This is a genomic window from Thermosynechococcus sp. (genome assembly GCF_046299655.1).
In the GTDB taxonomy this organism is placed as follows: Bacteria; Cyanobacteriota; Cyanobacteriia; order Thermosynechococcales; family Thermosynechococcaceae; genus Thermosynechococcus.
This window is the reverse complement of sequence record NZ_JBKBHZ010000005.1, coordinates 127,176-146,671: the sequence shown is the minus strand read 5'-3', so window position 1 is coordinate 146,671 and position 19,496 is coordinate 127,176. Positions and strand designations below refer to the sequence as shown.

Annotated in this window: 11 protein-coding genes, 2 tRNA genes, 3 rRNA genes and 1 pseudogene; 7 read left to right on the top strand and 10 right to left on the bottom strand. The window is 53.2% G+C overall.

Annotated elements, in window-relative coordinates; translation table 11 throughout:
* Positions 1-4 precede the first annotated feature (4 nt).
* Positions 5-295 (bottom strand): hypothetical protein, encoded by a 291-nt coding sequence (locus ACK4HN_RS05400; protein ID WP_409868630.1) that lies wholly within the window; start codon positions 293-295, stop codon positions 5-7.
* A gap of 299 nt (positions 296-594) precedes the next feature.
* On the opposite strand from ACK4HN_RS05400, the gene ACK4HN_RS05395 reads away from it, so the two are divergent.
* From ACK4HN_RS05395 to ACK4HN_RS05365, 7 genes and pseudogenes are all read left to right on the top strand, one after another.
* A 16S ribosomal RNA gene (locus ACK4HN_RS05395) occupies positions 595-2,084 on the top strand.
* A 116-nt stretch (positions 2,085-2,200) separates the two neighbouring features.
* Positions 2,201-2,274, top strand: a tRNA-Ile gene (locus ACK4HN_RS05390).
* Between the two features lie 12 nt (positions 2,275-2,286).
* Positions 2,287-2,359: transfer RNA gene (locus tag ACK4HN_RS05385), tRNA-Ala, on the top strand.
* A gap of 110 nt (positions 2,360-2,469) precedes the next feature.
* Positions 2,470-6,753 (top strand): 23S ribosomal RNA (locus ACK4HN_RS05380).
* A 125-nt stretch (positions 6,754-6,878) separates the two neighbouring features.
* A 5S ribosomal RNA gene (gene rrf / locus ACK4HN_RS05375) occupies positions 6,879-6,995 on the top strand.
* The 16S, 23S and 5S rRNA genes sit together here with 2 tRNA genes alongside, the layout of an rRNA operon.
* Before the next feature lie 178 nt (positions 6,996-7,173).
* The gene (locus ACK4HN_RS05370; protein WP_409868631.1) at positions 7,174-8,487 is read left to right on the top strand and encodes a S41 family peptidase; all 1,314 of its coding nucleotides are present in this window, start codon (positions 7,174-7,176) and stop codon (positions 8,485-8,487) included.
* 24 nt (positions 8,488-8,511) lie between these two features.
* Positions 8,512-8,817, top strand: a pseudogene (locus tag ACK4HN_RS05365) (ArsR/SmtB family transcription factor).
* Here ACK4HN_RS05365 and ACK4HN_RS05360 read toward each other — a convergent pair.
* From ACK4HN_RS05360 to ACK4HN_RS05320, 9 genes are all read right to left on the bottom strand, one after another.
* On the bottom strand, positions 8,814-9,947 hold the full coding sequence (locus ACK4HN_RS05360) for a cob(I)yrinic acid a,c-diamide adenosyltransferase (RefSeq protein WP_409868632.1): 1,134 nt from the start codon (positions 9,945-9,947) through the stop codon (positions 8,814-8,816). The pseudogene ACK4HN_RS05365 and the gene ACK4HN_RS05360 overlap by 4 nt on opposite strands.
* Before the next feature lie 34 nt (positions 9,948-9,981).
* Positions 9,982-10,155: a hypothetical protein gene (locus tag ACK4HN_RS05355; protein ID WP_409851054.1), complete on the bottom strand. Its 174-nt coding sequence runs from the start codon at positions 10,153-10,155 to the stop codon at positions 9,982-9,984.
* Between the two features lie 11 nt (positions 10,156-10,166).
* On the bottom strand, positions 10,167-10,889 hold the full coding sequence (locus tag ACK4HN_RS05350; RefSeq protein ID WP_409868633.1) for a Stp1/IreP family PP2C-type Ser/Thr phosphatase: 723 nt from the start codon (positions 10,887-10,889) through the stop codon (positions 10,167-10,169).
* Positions 10,890-10,913: 24 nt separating this feature from the next.
* On the bottom strand, positions 10,914-12,623 hold the full coding sequence (locus ACK4HN_RS05345) for an ABC1 kinase family protein (protein WP_409868634.1): 1,710 nt from the start codon (positions 12,621-12,623) through the stop codon (positions 10,914-10,916).
* Between the two features lie 59 nt (positions 12,624-12,682).
* Entirely contained in the window at positions 12,683-13,909 is a 1,227-nt protein-coding gene (locus ACK4HN_RS05340) for an MFS transporter (RefSeq protein WP_409868635.1), read from the bottom strand.
* Between the two features lie 249 nt (positions 13,910-14,158).
* Entirely contained in the window at positions 14,159-14,458 is a 300-nt protein-coding gene (locus ACK4HN_RS05335) for a hypothetical protein (protein WP_409851064.1), read from the bottom strand.
* Between the two features lie 410 nt (positions 14,459-14,868).
* Complete coding sequence (gene mutS / locus ACK4HN_RS05330) at positions 14,869-17,502, bottom strand: DNA mismatch repair protein MutS (protein ID WP_409868636.1); 2,634 nt, start codon at positions 17,500-17,502, stop codon at positions 14,869-14,871.
* A gap of 76 nt (positions 17,503-17,578) precedes the next feature.
* Positions 17,579-17,962 (bottom strand): hypothetical protein, encoded by a 384-nt coding sequence (locus ACK4HN_RS05325; RefSeq protein ID WP_409851068.1) that lies wholly within the window; start codon positions 17,960-17,962, stop codon positions 17,579-17,581.
* 62 nt (positions 17,963-18,024) lie between these two features.
* The gene (locus ACK4HN_RS05320) at positions 18,025-19,431 is read right to left on the bottom strand and encodes a PP2C family protein-serine/threonine phosphatase (RefSeq protein ID WP_409868637.1); all 1,407 of its coding nucleotides are present in this window, start codon (positions 19,429-19,431) and stop codon (positions 18,025-18,027) included.
* Positions 19,432-19,496: the final 65 nt, after the last annotated feature.

Genomic DNA, 19,496 nt, shown 5'->3' with positions numbered 1-19,496 from the left:
TCGATCAGCTTACGCCCAAGCACCGTCGCTGAAAATCCTCCCAAGGAATTCCTCGCTCCAAATACACTGGCGCACTAGGGGCGTAGGGGCTGCGCAGCCGATCCACTGCCACAATTACCGCCTCCTCTGGCAAAAGGGGAATATCCGCATCCACCACCGTCGCTCCCGTCAACGATGACGATACCCCCTTAAAAATCAGCACCACCTCCTCTCGCCCCCCCACCTGTGCCTCCACCAGCAACACCTCCTGTGGATGGGCACGACTATAGGCCTCCAGCAGCGCCAACGCTGACATGCTCACCCTCCTGAAACGAAAATCTGAAAAATTTTTTAGCGCTAAAAGCCGCTTGTAGAGAGCGTTTCAGCCAAATCCAGAAAAAAATCCGAAAAAAATCTCGAAAAAGGGGTTGACACGCCTATGTAGGCTTGTTAGATTGATAAAGCACTCGATGAGGCGCGCAGCCGAAACGAGTCCCGAACCTAGACAAATCAACGTTTGAAAGCCAAAGCGTTAACCCTCGTCAAGGTACTCAATTAAGTACATTTTCGAGTAGGTTACACCTACTAGAGCAAAAAGTCAAATTCTCTTTTTTCAAAATGGAGAGTTTGATCCTGGCTCAGGATGAACGCTGGCGGTCTGCTTAACACATGCAAGTCGAACGAGCACTTCGGTGCTAGTGGCGGACGGGTGAGTAACACGTGAGAATCTACCCTCAGGAGGGGGATAACGGCTGGAAACGGCCGCTAATACCCCATGTGCCGCAAGGTGAAATCTTTTTTGGCCTGAGGATGAGCTCGCGGTGGATTAGCTAGTTGGTGGGGTAATGGCCTACCAAGGCGACGATCCATAGCTGGTCTGAGAGGATGATCAGCCACACTGGGACTGAGACACGGCCCAGACTCCTACGGGAGGCAGCAGTGGGGAATTTTCCGCAATGGGCGAAAGCCTGACGGAGCAAGACCGCGTGAGGGATGAAGGCCTTTGGGTTGTAAACCTCTTTTCTCAGGGAAGAACACAATGACGGTACCTGAGGAATAAGCCTCGGCTAACTCCGTGCCAGCAGCCGCGGTAAGACGGAGGAGGCAAGCGTTATCCGGAATTATTGGGCGTAAAGCGTCCGCAGGTGGCTTTCCAAGTCTGCCGTCAAAGCCCGAGGCTTAACCTCGGATCGGCGGTGGAAACTGGATCGCTAGAGTGCGTCAGGGGTAGGGGGAATTCCCGGTGTAGCGGTGAAATGCGTAGATATCGGGAAGAACACCAGTGACGAAAGTGCCCTACTGGGACGTTACTGACACTCATGGACGAAAGCTAGGGGAGCGAAAGGGATTAGATACCCCTGTAGTCCTAGCCGTAAACGATGGACACTAGGTGTTGCTGGTATCCACTCCAGCAGTGCCGTAGCCAACGCGTTAAGTGTCCCGCCTGGGGAGTACGCACGCAAGTGTGAAACTCAAAGGAATTGACGGGGGCCCGCACAAGCGGTGGAGTATGTGGTTTAATTCGATGCAACGCGAAGAACCTTACCAGGACTTGACATGTCGCGAATCCTGCGGAAACGTGGGAGTGCCTTCGGGAACGCGAACACAGGTGGTGCATGGCTGTCGTCAGCTCGTGTCGTGAGATGTTGGGTTAAGTCCCGCAACGAGCGCAACCCTCGTCCTTAGTTGCCAGCATTCAGTTGGGCACTCTAGGGAGACTGCCGGTGACAAACCGGAGGAAGGTGGGGATGACGTCAAGTCATCATGCCCCTTACGTCCTGGGCTACACACGTACTACAATGCTGTGGACAAAGAGTTGCCAACCCGCGAGGGCGAGCTAATCTCTTAAACCACGGCTCAGTTCAGATTGCAGGCTGCAACTCGCCTGCATGAAGGCGGAATCGCTAGTAATCGCAGGTCAGCATACTGCGGTGAATACGTTCCCGGGCCTTGTACACACCGCCCGTCACACCATGGGAGTTGGCCATGCCCGAAGTCGTTACTCTAACCCGCAAGGGAGGGGGACGCCTAAGGCAGGGCCGATGACTGGGGTGAAGTCGTAACAAGGTAGCCGTACCGGAAGGTGTGGCTGGATCACCTCCTTTTAAGGAGACCCAATCTGTTCAGGTTGCAACGTCACCTTACTAGAACAGATTCAATGCGGTCTAAGCACGAGGTTGACCTTGGCTTTCAAACTCTGCTAGGTTAAGCAGACAGGCATGGGCTATTAGCTCAGGTGGTTAGAGCGCACCCCTGATAAGGGTGAGGTCCCTGGTTCGAGTCCAGGATGGCCCATATCACATGCCTGGGGGTATAGCTCAGCTGGTAGAGCACCTGCTTTGCACGCAGGGGGTCAGCGGTTCGAGTCCGCTTACCTCCACGTCATCCCATCAGAGGTTGACGTGTCTGCACATTAAACTTCAGCAACAGAACCTTGAAAACTGAATAGCGATTTGTCAGGTAGTTATCACAGACACCAATGTTGACTGTGGTCAAGCTACAAAGAGCCTACGGTGGATACCTAGGCACACAGAGGCGATGAAGGACGTGGATACCGACGATACGCTTCGGGGAGCTGGAAACAAGCGATGATCCGGAGGTCTCCGAATGGGGTAACCCAGTAACTCTAACGCCAATTCATAACGTTAGAGGGCGAACCTGGCGAACTGAAACATCTTAGTAGCCAGAGGAAAAGAAAGAAAACTCGATTCCCTTAGTAGCGGCGAGCGAAAGGGGAACAGCCTAAACCAACAGGCTTGCCTGTTGGGGTCGTGGGACAGCAACGTGGAATTGGGCGGCTAGACGAAGTAGTGGAATGCTACACCAGAGAAGGTGAAAGTCCTGTAGTCGAAAGCTTAACAATCCTAGCTGTATCCCGAGTAGTCCGGAGCACGTGGAATTCCGGATGAATCTGCGAGGACCACCTCGTAAGGCTAAATACTCCTGTGTGACCGATAGCGCATAGTACCGCGAGGGAAAGGTGAAAAGAACCCCGGAAGGGGAGTGAAATAGAACATGAAACCGTAGGCTTACAAGCAGTCGAAGCTCGATTTAACGAGTGACGGCGTGCCTGTTGAAGAATGAGCCGGCGACTTATAGGTACTGGCAGGTTAAGGCAAAAATGCCGAAGCCATAGCGAAAGCGAGTCTGAATAGGGCGTTTGTCAGTATCTATAGACCCGAACCCGGGTGATCTAACCATGGCCAGAATGAAGCTTGGGTAACACCAAGTGAAGGTTCGCACCGACCGATGTTGAAAAATCGGCGGATGAGCTGTGGTTAGGGGTGAAATGCCAATCGAACCCGGAGCTAGCTGGTTCTCCCCGAAATATGTTGAGGCATAGCGGTTGTGATTATAGCAGGGGGGTAAAGCACTGATTCGGTGCGGGCTGCGAGAGCGGTACCAAATCGAGTCAAACTCTGAATACCCTGTGTACACACAGCCAGTCAGACGGTGGGGGATAAGCTTCATCGTCGAGAGGGAAACAGCCCAGACCACCAGCTAAGGTCCCTAAATCGTCACTAAGTGGTAAAGGAGGTGGGAATGCTCAGACAACCAGGAGGTTTGCCTAGAAGCAGCCATCCTTAAAAGAGTGCGTAATAGCTCACTGGTCAAGCGTTCCTGCGCCGAAAATGAACGGGACTAAGTGATGTACCGAAGCTGTGGACTTACTACGTAAGTGGTAGGGGAGCGTTCTGCATTAGTTTGAAGCACTAGCGTAAGCAGGTGTGGACGAAGCAGAAGTGAGAATGTCGGCTTGAGTAGCGAAAACATTGGTGAGAATCCAATGCCCCGAAACCCCAAGGGTTCCTTCGGAAGGCTCGTCCGCGAAGGGTTAGTCGGGACCTAAGGCGAGGCCGAAAGGCGTAGTCGATGGATAACTGGTTAATATTCCAGTACTCATCTTGGTTTGTGCAGAGGGACGGAGAAGGCTAAATCAGCCGGATGTTGGTTACCGGTTCAACTGTCCGAGGTGTTGAGGAGCGGCGAAAACGCTCTGAGCTGAGGCAGGAGTACGACCCACTACGGTGGGGAAGTGATTGATGTCATGCTTCCAAGAAAAGCTCTAAGCACGTTAAGCCAAGATACCCGTACCCGAAACCGACACAGGTGGGGGGGTAGAGTATACCAAGGGGCGCGAGATAACTCTCTCTAAGGAACTCGGCAAAATGGCCCCGTAACTTCGGGAGAAGGGGTGCCACCGAGAGGTGGTCGCAGTGAAGAGGCCCAGGCGACTGTTTACCAAAAACACAGGTCTCCGCTAAGTCGTAAGACGATGTATGGGGGCTGACGCCTGCCCAGTGCCGGAAGGTTAAGGAAGCTGGTCAGCGCAAGCGAAGCTGGCGACCGAAGCCCCGGTGAACGGCGGCCGTAACTATAACGGTCCTAAGGTTGACGAACGCTAGCCTTAGTAAAACTGAACCATATGCGGGAAAATCCTCTGACAGCTTTTCACTACTCGTTCAGCGAGGCACTGAACTCGAGAGAGTTTTAGAAATTAAAGTGCTGTGGTGCTGTTCAGTCAAAATGTGAAAGACATGGGGATAATCCGCAGGAAAGGCCTAGAAGTTTCTAGGAATCCTCAGAGACTTGATGTTCAGGTGTGACACATGAATTTGGATGCCCAGTGGATTGTTGGTTTCGTCGATGGTGAAGGATGCTTTCATGTGGGAGTCAACCCTCACCCTGGCATGGCAACAGGCTTTCAGGTGCTTCCTGAGTTTACTGTTGTTCAACATCGACGAGACGTAAAGGTTCTCTATGCACTTAAGGCTTATTTTGATTGTGGTGTGGTTCGCGTGAATCATGGCGATCGCATGGCCTATCGAGTTCGTAGCATAGAGCACTTGGCAGACCGCATTTGTCCTTTCTTTCTTAAGCATCCTCTGAAAACGAGTAAGAACATAGACTTCTTAAAGTTCAGGGATGTTGTACTTTTGTGTCAAACAGGTGCTCACTTAACAAATGACGGTCTGGAGAAAATCCAAAAACTGGCATCTCAAATGAATCGTGGTCGCACAAGGTAAAGTCCAGCTTTATCGGAAACGGTAAAGAGTTACTGAGCGAAATTCCTTGTCGGGTAAGTTCCGACCCGCACGAAAGGCGTAACGATCTGGGCGCTGTCTCGGAGAGAGGCTCGGCGAAATAGAAGTGTCTGTGAAGATGCGGACTACCTGCACCCGGACAGAAAGACCCTATGAAGCTTTACTGTAGCCTGGAATTGGGTTCGGGCTTTGCTTGCGCAGGATAGGTGGGAGACGTTGAAGTATCCCTTGTGGGGGATATGGAGTCGCCAGTGAGATACCACTCTGGCAAGGCTAGAATTCTAACCTTCTGCTGTCAGCCAGCGAAGGAACAGTTTCAGGTGGGCAGTTTGACTGGGGCGGTCGCCTCCTAAATGGTAACGGAGGCGCGCAAAGGTTCCCTCAGGCTGGTCGGAAATCAGCCGTAGAGTGCAAAGGCATAAGGGAGCTTGACTGCAAGACCTACAAGTCGAGCAGAGACGAAAGTCGGCCTTAGTGATCCGACGGTTCCGCGTGGAAGGGCCGTCGCTCAACGGATAAAAGTTACTCTAGGGATAACAGGCTGATCTCCCCCAAGAGTTCACATCGACGGGGAGGTTTGGCACCTCGATGTCGGCTCATCGCAACCTGGGGCGGTAGTACGTCCCAAGGGTTGGGCTGTTCGCCCATTAAAGCGGTACGTGAGCTGGGTTCAGAACGTAAATCATTGCGTCACTCCACAGTAATGTGGAGCAGCAAACCGACTAAAATCGGTAGAATCTTAATCAGTGACGAACGGCTGGTTAAGACAATACCGAGGGTAAGCAAGGGTCTCGTGACAGATAATTTGACGCTGAGTTACATTGCTGGTTTTTTGGATGGTGATGGTTGTATCAACTTGCAACTAGTGCGGCGCAAGGATTACATCCTTGGCTACCAAATTCGTGCTAGTATCACCTTCTTTCAGTCTTCTTCTCATCGTTCCTTCTTGGAGTGGTTGAAGTCCATTTTCCAAGTGGGGTTTGTGAGAGACCGAAAGAATGGCTTAAGCGAATATGCAATTGTTGATGCACCATCTGTCCTGAAAGTACTGCTGGCTCTACGCAGCTACCTTAAACTCAAGAAGCCACAATGTGATTTAGCAATTACTGTTCTACAGGAGCTTGTTCAATCAAGGCGATTAGCGCCAGAACAATTCCTGAAGCTTGCTCAGCAAGTAGATCAATTTGGCGAGCTGAATGCTTCCAGAAAGCGCTCGATTCGCTCTGATCAAGTAGAACAGTTCTTGAGATCACGACAACTCTTGATCCCGTAGAGACTGAAGCCTAGGCTTGAGTTAGCCATCAAGCGTAAGCTGAGATGCTCTGAGGCTGTCAGAGACATCAAATGTCGGCTCCTGATTCGTTAATGGCGAGAGTCAGGATGAAGATATAGTCCATGCTCGTAGTGATACGAGATCAACATGCGTGAGACAGTTCGGTCCATATCCGGTGCAGGCGTAGGAGCATTGAGAGGAGTCCTCCTTAGTACGAGAGGACCGGGAGGAACGCACCTCTGGTGTACCTGTTATCGTGCCAACGGTAAACGCAGGGTAGCCATGTGCGGAGTGGATAACCGCTGAAAGCATCTAAGTGGGAAGCCCACCTCAAGATGAGTGCTCCCATGGCGTAAGCCAGTAAGGTCACGGGTAGAACACCCGTTAATAGGCTCTCGATGGAAGTCCAGTAATGGATGAAGTCTAGGAGTACTAATAGACCGAGGGCTTGACCTCATCAATCAACAGGTGTCTGAGTAAATTAACTGTACTGACAATCGCTATTTAGTTAAAAGGTTACTTACGCCGAATTTATCTAGTAACTCTTTAGTCTAGGTTCGTAATTCAAAATCAAGGCTTTGCCTAGTGCCTATGGCGCGGCGGAACCACGCTGATCCATCCCGAACTCAGAGGTGAAACGTCGCAGCGGTGAAGATAGTTGGAGGGTCACCTCCTGCAAAAATAGCTCGGTGCTAGGCAAAATATTTCAATCACCCCATCTAGGTCTCCTAGGTGGGGTCTTGATTTTTAAGAAATGTTTAAGGGATGATTGATTTTGGATAGAGGAGTGACATCGATGGGTAGTTGGGTCTATATTGCATCAAATATCGCTCTCCTCAAAAGGTTCTTAGGGTCATGCCTCGATTCATAGGTTTGATGGGTCTTCGGCACTGGGTGTTGCTGGGTTCTTCAGTCGTTGCAGCGGTGCTGGCGGCGGCCTTACCAAGCTACGGACGAATGCAGGACAGCCCAAAGACGTTAGTGGATGAGGTATGGCAAATTGTGCAGCAGGAATATGTGGATGAGTCATTTAATCAGGTGGATTGGCTGGCAGTACGGCGACAACTTTTGGCCCAGCGCTACACGTTACGGGAGCAGGCCTATGCGGCTATTCGGGGGATGTTGCAGCAGTTGAATGACCCCTATACGCGCTTTATGACCCCGGAGGAGTTTGCAGCTTTGCGCACACAAACGTCCGGGGAAGTCTCAGGGATTGGTATTCGCTTAACGGTGGATGAAAAGACAAAACAGTTGACGATTTTGGAGCCACTGGAAAATTCACCAGCGACTCAAGCGGGGATTAAGGCAGGCGATCGCCTGCTGGCCATTGATGGTCACTCTACCCGTCGCATGTCGATTGAGGAGGCGTCGCGACGCATTCGCGGGCGGGTGGGCACTCCCATTGAACTTCAGTTGTTTCGCCCTAATCGCGGTACCTTTCGCCTAACTCTGACACGGGCATTGATTGAACTCCCTGCGGTGCGATCGCTGGTTAAAGAGGAAGGCGATGCCCGTATTGGCTATATCTATCTCAGTGAATTTACTGCCCATGCAGCAGATCAGTTGCGAGCGGCAATTCGCAACCTAGAGGCGGAGAAGGTGGAGGGCTTTGTTTTGGATTTGCGGGGAAATCCGGGGGGACTACTGCAGGCAGGCATTGATATTGCCCGCATGTGGTTGAATCAAGGTTTGATCGTGCGTACGGTCGATCGCAGTGGTCATAGTGAACAGGTGCGGGCGAATCAATCGGCATTGACGAATTTGCCCCTCGTGGTTTTGGTGGATCACCGCTCCGCTAGCAGTAGTGAAATTCTCACAGGGGCATTGCAGGATAATGGTCGTGCGATTGTGGTGGGCACGCCAACTTACGGTAAGGCTTTGGTGCAATCCATTCATCAATTGAGTGATGGTTCAGGCTTGTCGGTGACGGTTGCCCATTACTACACGCCCAATGGTACGGATATTAACCGCACAGGGATTACGCCAAATGTAATGGTGACGCTGCCGCAAGCGGTGAGTACCAATCCCCGTTTGTGGACGACGGCAGCCGATCGCCTGTATCAAACAGGAGTGGCGCAATTGCGCCAAGCCATTTATCGCAGTCAAGCGCCTAAGCCTGTGAATACGGCTCAAACAGGGGAGCAAGAGCAGTTGCGCCAACCCCTTGGTGTTCCTTGTCCGGTGCAGTGATGGTTGCTTTAGAAATTTCAGAAATTGAAGGAATACTCTGCTGAGATTCAGTTGGCCTTCCATGCCCTTGGGGAGCCGTTGCGGTTGAAGGTGATTGAGATTCTGCATCGAGAGGAGCTGTGTGTTTGTGATCTGTGCGATCGCCTGCAGCTGACACCCTCAAAGCTCTCGTTTCATCTGCGGGCACTGCGGCAGGCCAATCTCGTGCTATCGCGTTAAGAGGGACGGTGGGTCTATTACCGCCTCAATCGCCCCCAATTTCAGGTTCTAATGGCCTATTTGCAGCAGTTTACGGTGGGGGAAACAGTGCTGGCGCGCCTCTGTTCTTAGAAATCAACGCCGCGCTTGAGATCAACACCCTTCTCGGCATAGTGCTTGTGGCAGATCATCTCCGAGTGGACACTAGCCAGTTCAAAGTAGGCGGGGGGATATTTGCAGCGACCGGTAATAATGATTTCAGTGGTGCGGGGCTTGCGCAGGAGCGTTTGTACAATCGGCTCGACAGGCAGTAGTTCGAGGTCAACGGTGGGGTTGAGTTCATCCAGAATAATTGTTTTGTAAAGGCCAGAGGCAATGGCAGCTCGGGCAATTTCCCAGCCGCGTTCGGCTTCAATGTAGTCAATCTCCTGCTGTTGACCGCGCCAGACAATGGCATCCCGACCACAGCGATGGTGATCCACTAAATGGGGGTAGCTTTCCTTAAGGGCAGCGATCGCTGCATCTTCGGTATAACCTTGCCCCCCCTTGAGCCACTGGAGAATTAAGACACGGTGGGATTGATCGCGGCTAATTCCTTTGCCGATCGCTTGAAGGGCTTTACCGAGGGCACTGGTGGATTTGCCTTTGCCATCACCGGTATAGATTTCAATGCCTTCAATACCCTGTTCTTGGGCGGTGGAGTGAACAAGGGGACGCATCTCGGAGTGAAGGTCAGCAATTTGCAGCAGTTGGGCAGGGGCACCGCGGCCAGTGGCAATAATCTCTAGGTGTTCCGGCTTGCGGCGGAGGGTGTTGACCACTTCATCAATGGGCAGGAGGCCTAAATCTAAGACAGGGTTGAGTTCATCTAAAACAATCACGGAATAAAGACCAGAGGCGATCGCCCCCTTGGCAATATCCCAGCCCCGCTGTGCCTCTTGGCGATCGAACTTGGTAATCTGTTCAGCGGTAAAGTATTCAGCGCGGCCAGTGCGCACCTGATCAATAAGATGGGGAAACCCCCGTTGCAGGGCTTCAATGGCGGCATCTTCGGCATAGGCACGGCCGGGTCCTTTGAGAAAACGCAACAGGAGTACCCGCGTTGGCGAGGCGGAGGCAATACCCAAGCCAATGGAGCGCAGAACAACGCCCAGCGCAGCTTGGGATTTCCCTTTACCGGCACCGTCATAGACGTGGAGTTGACCGCTCACCCGGCCGGGGCGAATCTGGGCGGTTTGAATGCCAATACCTGCACGGGTCATAGGCGGATGAATAAAAGAACCTAGAGGGATTCTATCAAGGGTTGGGTGGGGTTTTGAGAATAACGGCTTCAACCGTTAGATGAGTGGTGGTAGTGGCAGTAATCGCCCAGCGCAGGGGCTGACCATAGGCATGCAGGGACTGTTCAATGGCGTCATGGTAAGGGGGGAAGAGGCGGTGGCGGGGGAGAGTCAAGCGGATAAATTCCATTTGCATAGCCTTTAGACAGCGATGACAACAACGGTCACATTATCACGACCACCGTGGTTTTTTGCGGCATTCACAAGGGCAGTGGCGGCTTTTTCGACATTGGGTTCGCTGAGGTAGATGCTGATGACCTCATCAGTGAGTTCTTCGGTTAAGCCATCGCTGCACAGCAGTAGGCGATCGCCCGGCTCTAAATCAATGGGCTGAATATCAATTTGGGTCAGGTCTTCGCGGCCTAGACATTGGGAGAGAACGTGGCGCCATGGGTGCTGCCGTGCCTGCTCAAGGGTCAAGCTGCCCAACTGTACAGCTTGGGCAATCCAAGTGTGATCGTTGGTAATTTGCTGAAGTGCGTCTTTGCGCCAGCGGTAGAGGCGGGAGTCTCCCACATGGGCACACCAAGCGCGATCGCCCGCTGCATCAATCAGAACCACCACCGCCGTGGTACCCATATCAGCACGGGCAGTATTTTGGCGTTGTTGCTCAACAATGGCCTGATTGGCGGCGAGAAAGGCTTGGCGCAGTAGAGTCACAGGGTCATGCTGAAGGTCTTCAAGGTGGGCTTCCAAATAGGCCTGAATATGTTCAACTGCTAAACGACTAGCTTCCTCACCCCCAGCGTGCCCCCCCATGCCATCAGCCACAATAAAAAAACGCTGATGCTTTTCGTCAATATAAAAAGCATCCTGATTGCTTTTGCGAATCAGACCACAGTCCGTTAAGCCGGCAACGTCCATGACCCCCCTGTTTTGGGCTGCTTGTTAAAACATTTTTTCATACTTATCGAGTTTAAGCATTAGTCGCCAATAGAGGAGGCCAAACCATACCGCTAATGCCGCTGCCACACCGGCCAAGAGGAGATACTGATTCACAAGTAAAATGGTTGCTACCAAGGAAAAGCTGCCAATGAGAACCACATAATTCAGCCCTAAGTTAATGTTACTCAGGCGCCGCAGAATGCGATCGCTCTCGCTGGCGCGCACCCGCAAGCGCAGATCACCATTTTCAAGTTTATCGAGCACCTCTTCAAGGCGACGCGGCAAGCCAATGGCGCTGCTGCCCACTTGAGCGGCTTGACGACTCAGTTCAGAGAAGAGACTGCCGTTGCTGGGATCGGTGAAGTTTCCGTTGGTCATAAGTTCAGTGGCAAATGGTTGGGCAACTTGCATGAAGTTAAAGTCTTTGTCGAGGCCTTTACCTACTCCCTCTAGGGTGGAAAATGCCCGCATCACAAAGGTAAATGTGGCGGGAAACCGGAAGGGTTGGTTATAGGCAATTTCGTAGAGGTCATCGCTAATTTGAGTCACGGATTGGGCTTCAAGAGACTGACTCATGAAATTGTCGAGGAGATACTGAATGGAACGACGTACCGGCCCTAGATCCCCTGTGGGTACCAACGCCCCTAGCTCTACAAGGCACTGTACCACCTGTTCAGCATCCCGTTGGGCAATACTAAAAAATGTTTTCAACAATTTATCGCGGGTGACGGGTTGAATGCGTCCCATCATGCCAAAGTCGTAGAAAATCAGTTGGCCACTGGGACTGACGGCAATGTTGCCCGGATGGGGGTCGGCGTGGAAGAAGCCGTCATGGAGAATTTGATAGAGGTAGGCCTTGGCACCCAGTTCGGCAAGGTGTTTGCGGTCTAGGCCAGCCGCCTCGAGGGCTTCGTAGTGACTGATTTTAATCCCCGGCAAGTACTCAAGGGTGAGCACACGCCGTGAGGTGTAGCGCCAATAGACACGGGGCACACAGGCCCACTCGCGATCGCGAAAGTTGCGGCGGAAGGTGTCAGCATTGCGTCCCTCATTGAGGTAGTCAATTTCTTCGTAAAGAATGCGGCAGCACTCATCGTAAATGCCCATCCAGTCGCGGCCTTTGCCCCACTTGGGATGGTTTTGGAAGTATTGGGCAATGCCTTTGAGAATGGCTAGATCAATATCAAACAACTGCCGTAGGCCGGGGCGTTGAACTTTAACCACCACTTCCTCGCCAGAGCGGAGTTGCGCTTTGTGGACTTGACCCAAACTGGCGGCGGCCATGGGGATGGGGTCAAAACTGCGAAACAGTTCGGGGATGTGGCGGCCAAAGTCTTCATAAATGATTTTTTCAACAATCTCATAACTAAAGGCGGGGACGCGGTCTTGCAGTTTGCTGAGTTCTTCGACGTACTCACTGGGAAAGAGGTCGGCGCGCGTGGAAAACAGTTGCCCCAGTTTGATGAAGGTGGGGCCAAGGTCAAGGAAGGTCTCGCGAATCCAAATGGCTTGGGCACGGCGTCGCGCTGCCCGTTTGGCATCAGTCATGCCCCCCCAGTAGCTCCAAGATTTGGTGAGGAGCCAACGGCCAAAGAGAAATCGCCAAACAAAGAACCAGATATCAAAGAAGCGCCGCGTTTTGGAGTAGCGCTCGCGATTCCAGCGGTAGGATTTGCCAGTGGGGGTCAAACTAGCTGAAACTGGTGTGGACACGCGCTCTTCCGTAGTCAGGTATCTCAACAAATTGTAACGAATCCCCAAGGAATGATAGGCTACAGGGCATAGCGATCGCGGCCCATGCCGAGGGCAAAGCGCAGGGAATCGGGCAGGCTTTTGCTACTGGCGGTCAAAAAGAAGGTCAGCCCTAGGAGGCTAAAGACCGCTGCGACGCGAAAGATCAGGCGATAGCCCAAAGGATCAATCAGCCCTCCCAGCAGTGGCCCCGCTAGAGCCATCCCCAGATCAAAGCCCCCTAAACTCAGACTGAGCACTCGTCCTCGCTCCTCGGGACTGGAGCGATCGGCCATGAGGGCCGCCACCATGGGAATAATCACCCCTCCCGCTAACCCTTCCAAGACTGCTGCCCACAGAACCTCAACGGCAGTATCGGCCTGCGCAAGCAGGAGCATGGCCAAAACATAGCAGGCTAGGCTAGTGGAGATAAAGAGGCCCCGTCCCCAGCGATCGGAGGCAGACCCTGTAGCTACGCGACCAATAAAGCTGGCGATCGCCGCTACGGAGTAAAACAGACCCGCCGAAATGTCGAGCCGCTCGCTGGCAATAAACAGGGGGATAAAGGTGGCGATCGTGCCAAAGGTCAGTCCTACACTCAGCATCACTAGGCTCGGAATCCGCAGCCGCTCTGCCAGCAACAACCGCCAAAAGAGGCTTTTTTCGGCGCGAGGCACCCCCAACTGCGGCGAGATATTCCCTGCACGTACCCCAGCGGCAGCCATAAACCCTAGGGCGGCTAAGCCACTGGCAACGATGAAGACCAAGCCATGACTGTAGTGCATTTGCAGCCAACTGCCGAGACTAGGCCCAAGGGCAACGCCAATGGGATGCACAAGACTGGTGTAGCCAATGATTTCACCGCGGTGCTCAGGGGGGGCAATGTCCGTCACGAGGGCCATGTAGCCGGTGGTAAAGCCAGCAATACTCACGCCATGGAGAAGGCGCACCGCAATCAGGAGAGGTAGGTTGTGGCTAAAGATGTAGAAGATAGGGGCGATCGCCGCCACGGCGAGGCCAATGAGGAGCGTGATTTTCCGTCCCCGGCGATCGGCTAGAGGCCCTAGCCAAGAGCGGGAGCAAATGAGTCCAATGGCAAAGGCACCCATCACAAACCCCACCTGCTGAGGCGTCCCCCCCGTCTCAGCAATATACAGGGGTAAGGTGGGTAGCATTGCAGCAATACTTGACCAGAACAATAGACCGGCCAACACTAGCCTGAGCAGCATTTGCCGCACAGATGGGGGTAAATTCAACAGGACAACCACAAATCCCCCTTGTTAACAAAACGTTACATTCCTCATCTATGATAACGGCTTGGGTCAGGTTAGCCCTTGGTTGTGGACGGATTGCCCCTAAGTTTCTCTAGTAATAATTCACTCTTCTCTCAAAAAAATAGTCTCTAGTCTCAAAAAATAGGATGAATAGAAGCCAGTCACGAAAAAATTGGGGAAGGTATCCCTTGCCTCTTTTCTGGAAGGCTAGTTAAGGGATACTCTCTTGCTCTCTTGTGATGCTTACTCCCCACTATAGCCACCGCCTAGGGTAGAACTCTCGTAATCCGACATGCCTGAGTTGTAGTCGTGGAATGCACCGCTATGATCAATCCAGCCAGGATTGCCCTCAGGATCAACATGGCTTGGCTCAGGATAGTTGTCGCCTAGGGCGCGGCTCCACTCCTCTGCCCACCAAGAGTTCTCATTGCTGTGCTCACGAATCGATTCGGCTAGACCATCGGTGTTGCCCAGACCGAAATCGCTGCTTGTGCTGCCGCCAAAATCATAACTCGGCATTGGGGTGTAGGGGTCAGTTCCCATATCCATACCGCTGTCAGCCGAATCATTTGGAGAATAGAAGGGAACCTCAGCATTAGGAGGAGCAGTTTGCCACTTGGTTAGGTCTGCCGCTGGTTCCCCTGAAAGCCCACCGACGACAACTACGGCAAGACCCCCGAGGACGCATATTCCTAGGATACCTCCTACTACTGCGATTGCGGGCCACCTTAGAATATGTTGCTTCTGAAATGGTGCTGGAGTTGTTGGGGGTGTTGCGGTGTTGAATTCCCATAGACGTTGATTTCTCATCGCCTAGCTAACCTCCTGTCCTAAGCCCCTGCCTAGTACTATTTTAGGGAGAATTTCATGGGATTTATGATATTGAGGTATCCCTGCGGTAGCGCGCTAGGGACAACTTCAGGTAGAGCTTTTCCGACACTTGCTTCTGTAGCTCACTGTAGGGGGAGTTCTTGCTGGTCAACTTCAGGCAAGGTTTGAGGTGCAGCGGTATTTTTTTGACTCTTGCGTAGCCCGACAGCAATTTTGCTGTGTTTTTCAATTTGGCGCATGACTTCCCGGGCGCGCTGAATAACTACTGGCGGCAGTCCCGCAAGGCGACCGGCTTCAATGCCATAGGAGCGATCGGCACCGCCGGGTTTGACTTGGTGTAGGAAGATAATTTCATCGGGAAGTTCCTTGACAACCACTTGGTAATTGACCACATTGGGCAGGAGGGTTGCCAGTTGATTCAGCTCGTGGTAGTGAGTGGCAAAAATGGTGCGGGATTTCAGCGTGGTGGCAAGATATTCGGCCACGGACCACGCGATCGCCAGCCCATCAAAGGTGGCCGTACCGCGCCCAATTTCATCGAGGAGAACAAGGGAGCGATCGCCCGCATGGTTAAGAATATTTGCCGTTTCATTCATTTCCACCATGAACGTGGATTGGCCGGTCGCTAGATCATCAACTGCCCCCACACGGGTAAAGATGCGATCGCACACTCCCAAGGTGGCACGGGTGGCAGGGACATAACTGCCCATCTGGGCAAGAAGCTGGATTAAACCCACCTGCCGCAGATAGCAACTTTTGCCACTGGCATTTGGGCCTGTCAGCACCATGAGATCTGCGCCATTGCCCAAATAGGTATCATTCGGTACAAAAAAGCCTGCGGGTAACATCTGCTCCACCACTGGATGGCGCCCCCCTTCGATTTCTAAGCGCCGGTCTGTGGTCAGCGTTGGTCGGCAATAGCCGTGGTACAGCGCCACCTCTGCCAATCCCAACAGGGCATCTACCGCTGCCACCGCTGCCGCAACCTGGCGAATCGTGGAGGCCTGAGTGGCCACCTGCTCCCGCAATTGCACAAAATACTGGTACTCCAGTTCAAAAAGATGGCTCTGGGCTGCCAATAGCCGTGCTTCGCGTTCCTTGAGTTCAGCCGTGATAAAGCGTTCCTCATTGGTGAGGGTCTGCTTGCGGATATAGTCCTGGGGCACTTGGTTGAGCTTGGCGCGGGACACGCTGATGTAGTAACCAAAGACTTTTGTATAGCCCACTTTCAGGGTGGGGATGCCTGTGCGCTCCCGTTCTTGGGCTTCTAGATTGAGGATCCACTGTTGATCCTGCTCAATTTGCTGGCGTTGGCGGTCTAGCTCTGGATAGGTACCCGGTCGCAGAATCCCCCCTTCCGTGAGACTAATGGGGGGTTGATCCACAAGGGCAGCACTGAGGGTTGCCGCTAACTGCTCAATCACCGGTGGCAGGTGAGCCAAAGCTTGAAGATAGGGTGATTGGGTTTCTGTAACAACTGTGGCAAGGGAAACTAGCGTGCGAAACGAGTCCCGCAATGCGGCTAAATCACGGGCATTCGCTGTCCCAGAACCCGCCCGCCCCGCGAGGCGCTCAAGATCATAAATTTCCTGCAGGTGGCGGTGGAGGCTTTGGCGCAGGCTACTGTTGGCCATCAATTCAGCAATGGCCTCTTGACGAGCCGTAATTTGTTCGATCTCCAGAAGGGGTTGCAGAAGCCAGCGGCGCAATAGGCGCCCTCCCATGGCCGTCGTGGTGCGATCAATTGCCCACAGCAGCGAGCCTTGAAAGCTGCCATCACGAACGGTTTGCGTGAGTTCCAGATTGCGGCGGGTCTGCAGGTCAAGAAAGAGATACTGGGCAAGGGAGTAGGTGCTGAGGTTTTGCAGGGGCACCGGTTGTTGGCGGTGGGTTTCATCCAAATAGGCCAAGAGGCCACCGGCTGCCCGCATGGCAAGGGGCAGATGTTCACAGCCAAAACCTTCGAGGGATTTGACCTGAAAGCGTTGACACAGGCGTTGGCGGGCTTCTGCAGCCTGAAAATCTTGCGGCGATCGCAGGGTGTAGCACCATTGCGGTGGTAATTCAGCAGGTAACTGATCCTTGGCTTCGCCGGGACGCAGGACGCGGTTAATGTCTGGGGCTTCACTGGGGAGAAGAATTTCTGCCGGTTGCAAGCGGCTGAGTTCTGCCACTAACTCGGCGCGATCGCTCCCTTGGGTGGTACAAAACTCCCCCGTCGAGACATCGGCATAGGCCAACCCCCAATGGTTGCCAGAAAGCAAAACGGCGGCTAAAAAATTATTGCGGCGCGGCTGCAGCAGCTCGGTATCCAAGACCGTTCCCGGGGTAAAGACTTGGGTCACCTCCCGCTTCACCAATCCTTGGGCTTGGGCAGGGTCTTCCACTTGGTCACAGATGGCAATGGCATAGCCTTTCTCAATCAGGGTGCGGCAGTAGCGTTCAAGGGCATGGTGGGGAATGCCAGCCATCGCAACACGCCCGATGTCTTTGCCCCCCTCTTTACCAGTGAGCACCAGTTCCAGTTCGCGGGCAACAATACAGGCATCCTGAAAAAAGGTTTCGTAGAAATCCCCCACCCGATAGAGGAGCAGGGCTTGGGGATAGGCATCCTTGATTTCAGCATAGTGCTGAAGCATCGGCGTCAAAAGCGATCGCTCCACCTCATCGTGGCGCACCTGTAAACCGGGATTGCGTCCTAAGCGCAGGGCCGGGGATTCAGTTTCAGAATGGGGCAGCGGGCGATCGTTGGACATAGCAACGTCACAACTTCCTGTGGTGTGCTCCAAGGGGGCCTTATATTATAGTTTTCTCTATTGTGGAGTAGAGCACTCAATACTCATCCCCCGTGGTCTCCATAAAGAGCCACTCTGCTAGTCCCGGACTATTTTCTCCAAGGATGGACACTGCTTCCTGAAAGCGGCTGCGTTGAACATTGGCCTTACTGATGCGTTCTGGATAGGTGGTCATCAAGAGGTAGGGTTGGCTTTCGCTCGATTGCACAAAGGTTTCGACACCAGTAACAAGGGGATGGATTTCAAAAAAATGGTGGAGAGTCATGGCTTGATCCAGCGTTTTTGCTTCGACAAAGCCCAAATGACGGGTGAGGGTATCCCAAATTGCCTCATCATCACAGCGGAAGCTGACCTCGACAAAGTAGCGCATCCCCATTTCCCACACCCCTGTGGGTATCTTAGCTGTTTCTGTTGCTAGCATTAACTATGCCCTATGGGATGGCGTTTGAAGAGGGAAGCCGATTCGTGGCTCTCTCCACTGGCTCAAGTTTCCTCCAAAACCCGTAGAATCACCAAGGTCATATCGTCACTGCGCCGCCCATGGGCAGCCGTGAAGGCCTCAACGGCATCGAAGATGTAATTTAAGAGGGCCTGTGCTCCTAAGCCTTTGGCACACCCTTCCTTGACCACTGCTGCTAAGCCTTCTTCCTCAAAGCGTTTGCCCTTGGGATTATCCGCTTCTGTAATTCCATCGGTGTAGTAAATGACGGTGTCCCCTGGTTGGAGGCGGACTTCCGCCTCTTGATATTGGCTGCGGGTATCGAGACCAATGAGCATCCCGTAGGTGTCCAGCCGATGGATAATCCCCGTTTCAGCTCGCCATAGCAGCGGCGGAAGGTGAGCCGCATTACTGTAGGCGAGGAGCCGGGTTTGGGGATTGTACTCAGAGTAAAAGAGGGTAACAAAGCGGTGGGAGCTTTCTAAGTCTGGCTGCATCGCCCGGTTGAGGTGCTGCAAAATGCGGCTGGGACGGTGACCATTGAGGGCTTCAGCGCGGAGCATCCCCCGCGTCATGGTCATGATTAAGCCGGCGGGAACCCCCTTCCCCATGACATCGCCAATGGCAATGCCCCAACGCCCCTGCTCAATGTCTTGTTGATCGCCGAGGCCATAGGTAATGGGAATAAAGTCATAGTAGTCCCCCCCAACCCAACTGGCGGTGCGACACTCGGCGGCTAGCTCTAGGCCGTGGATTTTGGGACAGCGGTGGGGCAAGAGTCGGCGTTGAATTTCGGCACCAATTTCCAGTTCCCGATCCAAGCGCTGGCGATCGCGCAACTTTAAGGCCAGTTCATCATTGGCAATGGCCACTGCCGTTTGATCCGCAATCACCTGTAACAGTTGCTGCCGGGTTTCATTCCACTCGTACTCGGGTTGCTGACTAAAAACGTAGAGCCGCCCCCGCTCCGTGAGGCCTGAATCCTTGACGAGAATAGCAGTGCCATAGAACTGAATGCCTTGGGGGAGACGTTCTCGCAGTTGCTGATCCAAAAGTTGCTCCAGCCGAGGACGGCTGATCTCGCGATCGCTGGCCGCATCAATTGCCGCCATACCGACGCTATTGGCAAGGGTGCGGGTGGCCGTTTCGAGGGCGGCACGAATATTGGGACACTGATCGCTGGCGTGACAATGGAGTTGTTCAAGACGAGCCTGACCATCGGCGCGAAATAAGACGAGAGCCGCTGCCTCCGCCTCTGTCACTCGACAGGTAATCAACGGAATCAGTTCAAAAAATTGATTCAGGTTGTTGAAACTGCGCAGTGCAAAGCTCAGGGAGGCCAATAGCTCCTGAATCTTACTGTTTTCCCGCTGTAACCGCGAGACCATTTCCTTGAGGGCGATCACCGCGCTAGAGGAGGTTGTAGAGGATGAGGGGAAAGCAGGTGACATGGTAAGTTACGCCAGCAAAAGCGTCAATTGACTCTACAGCGTAGCGCAAAAAACGTCAAGATGAA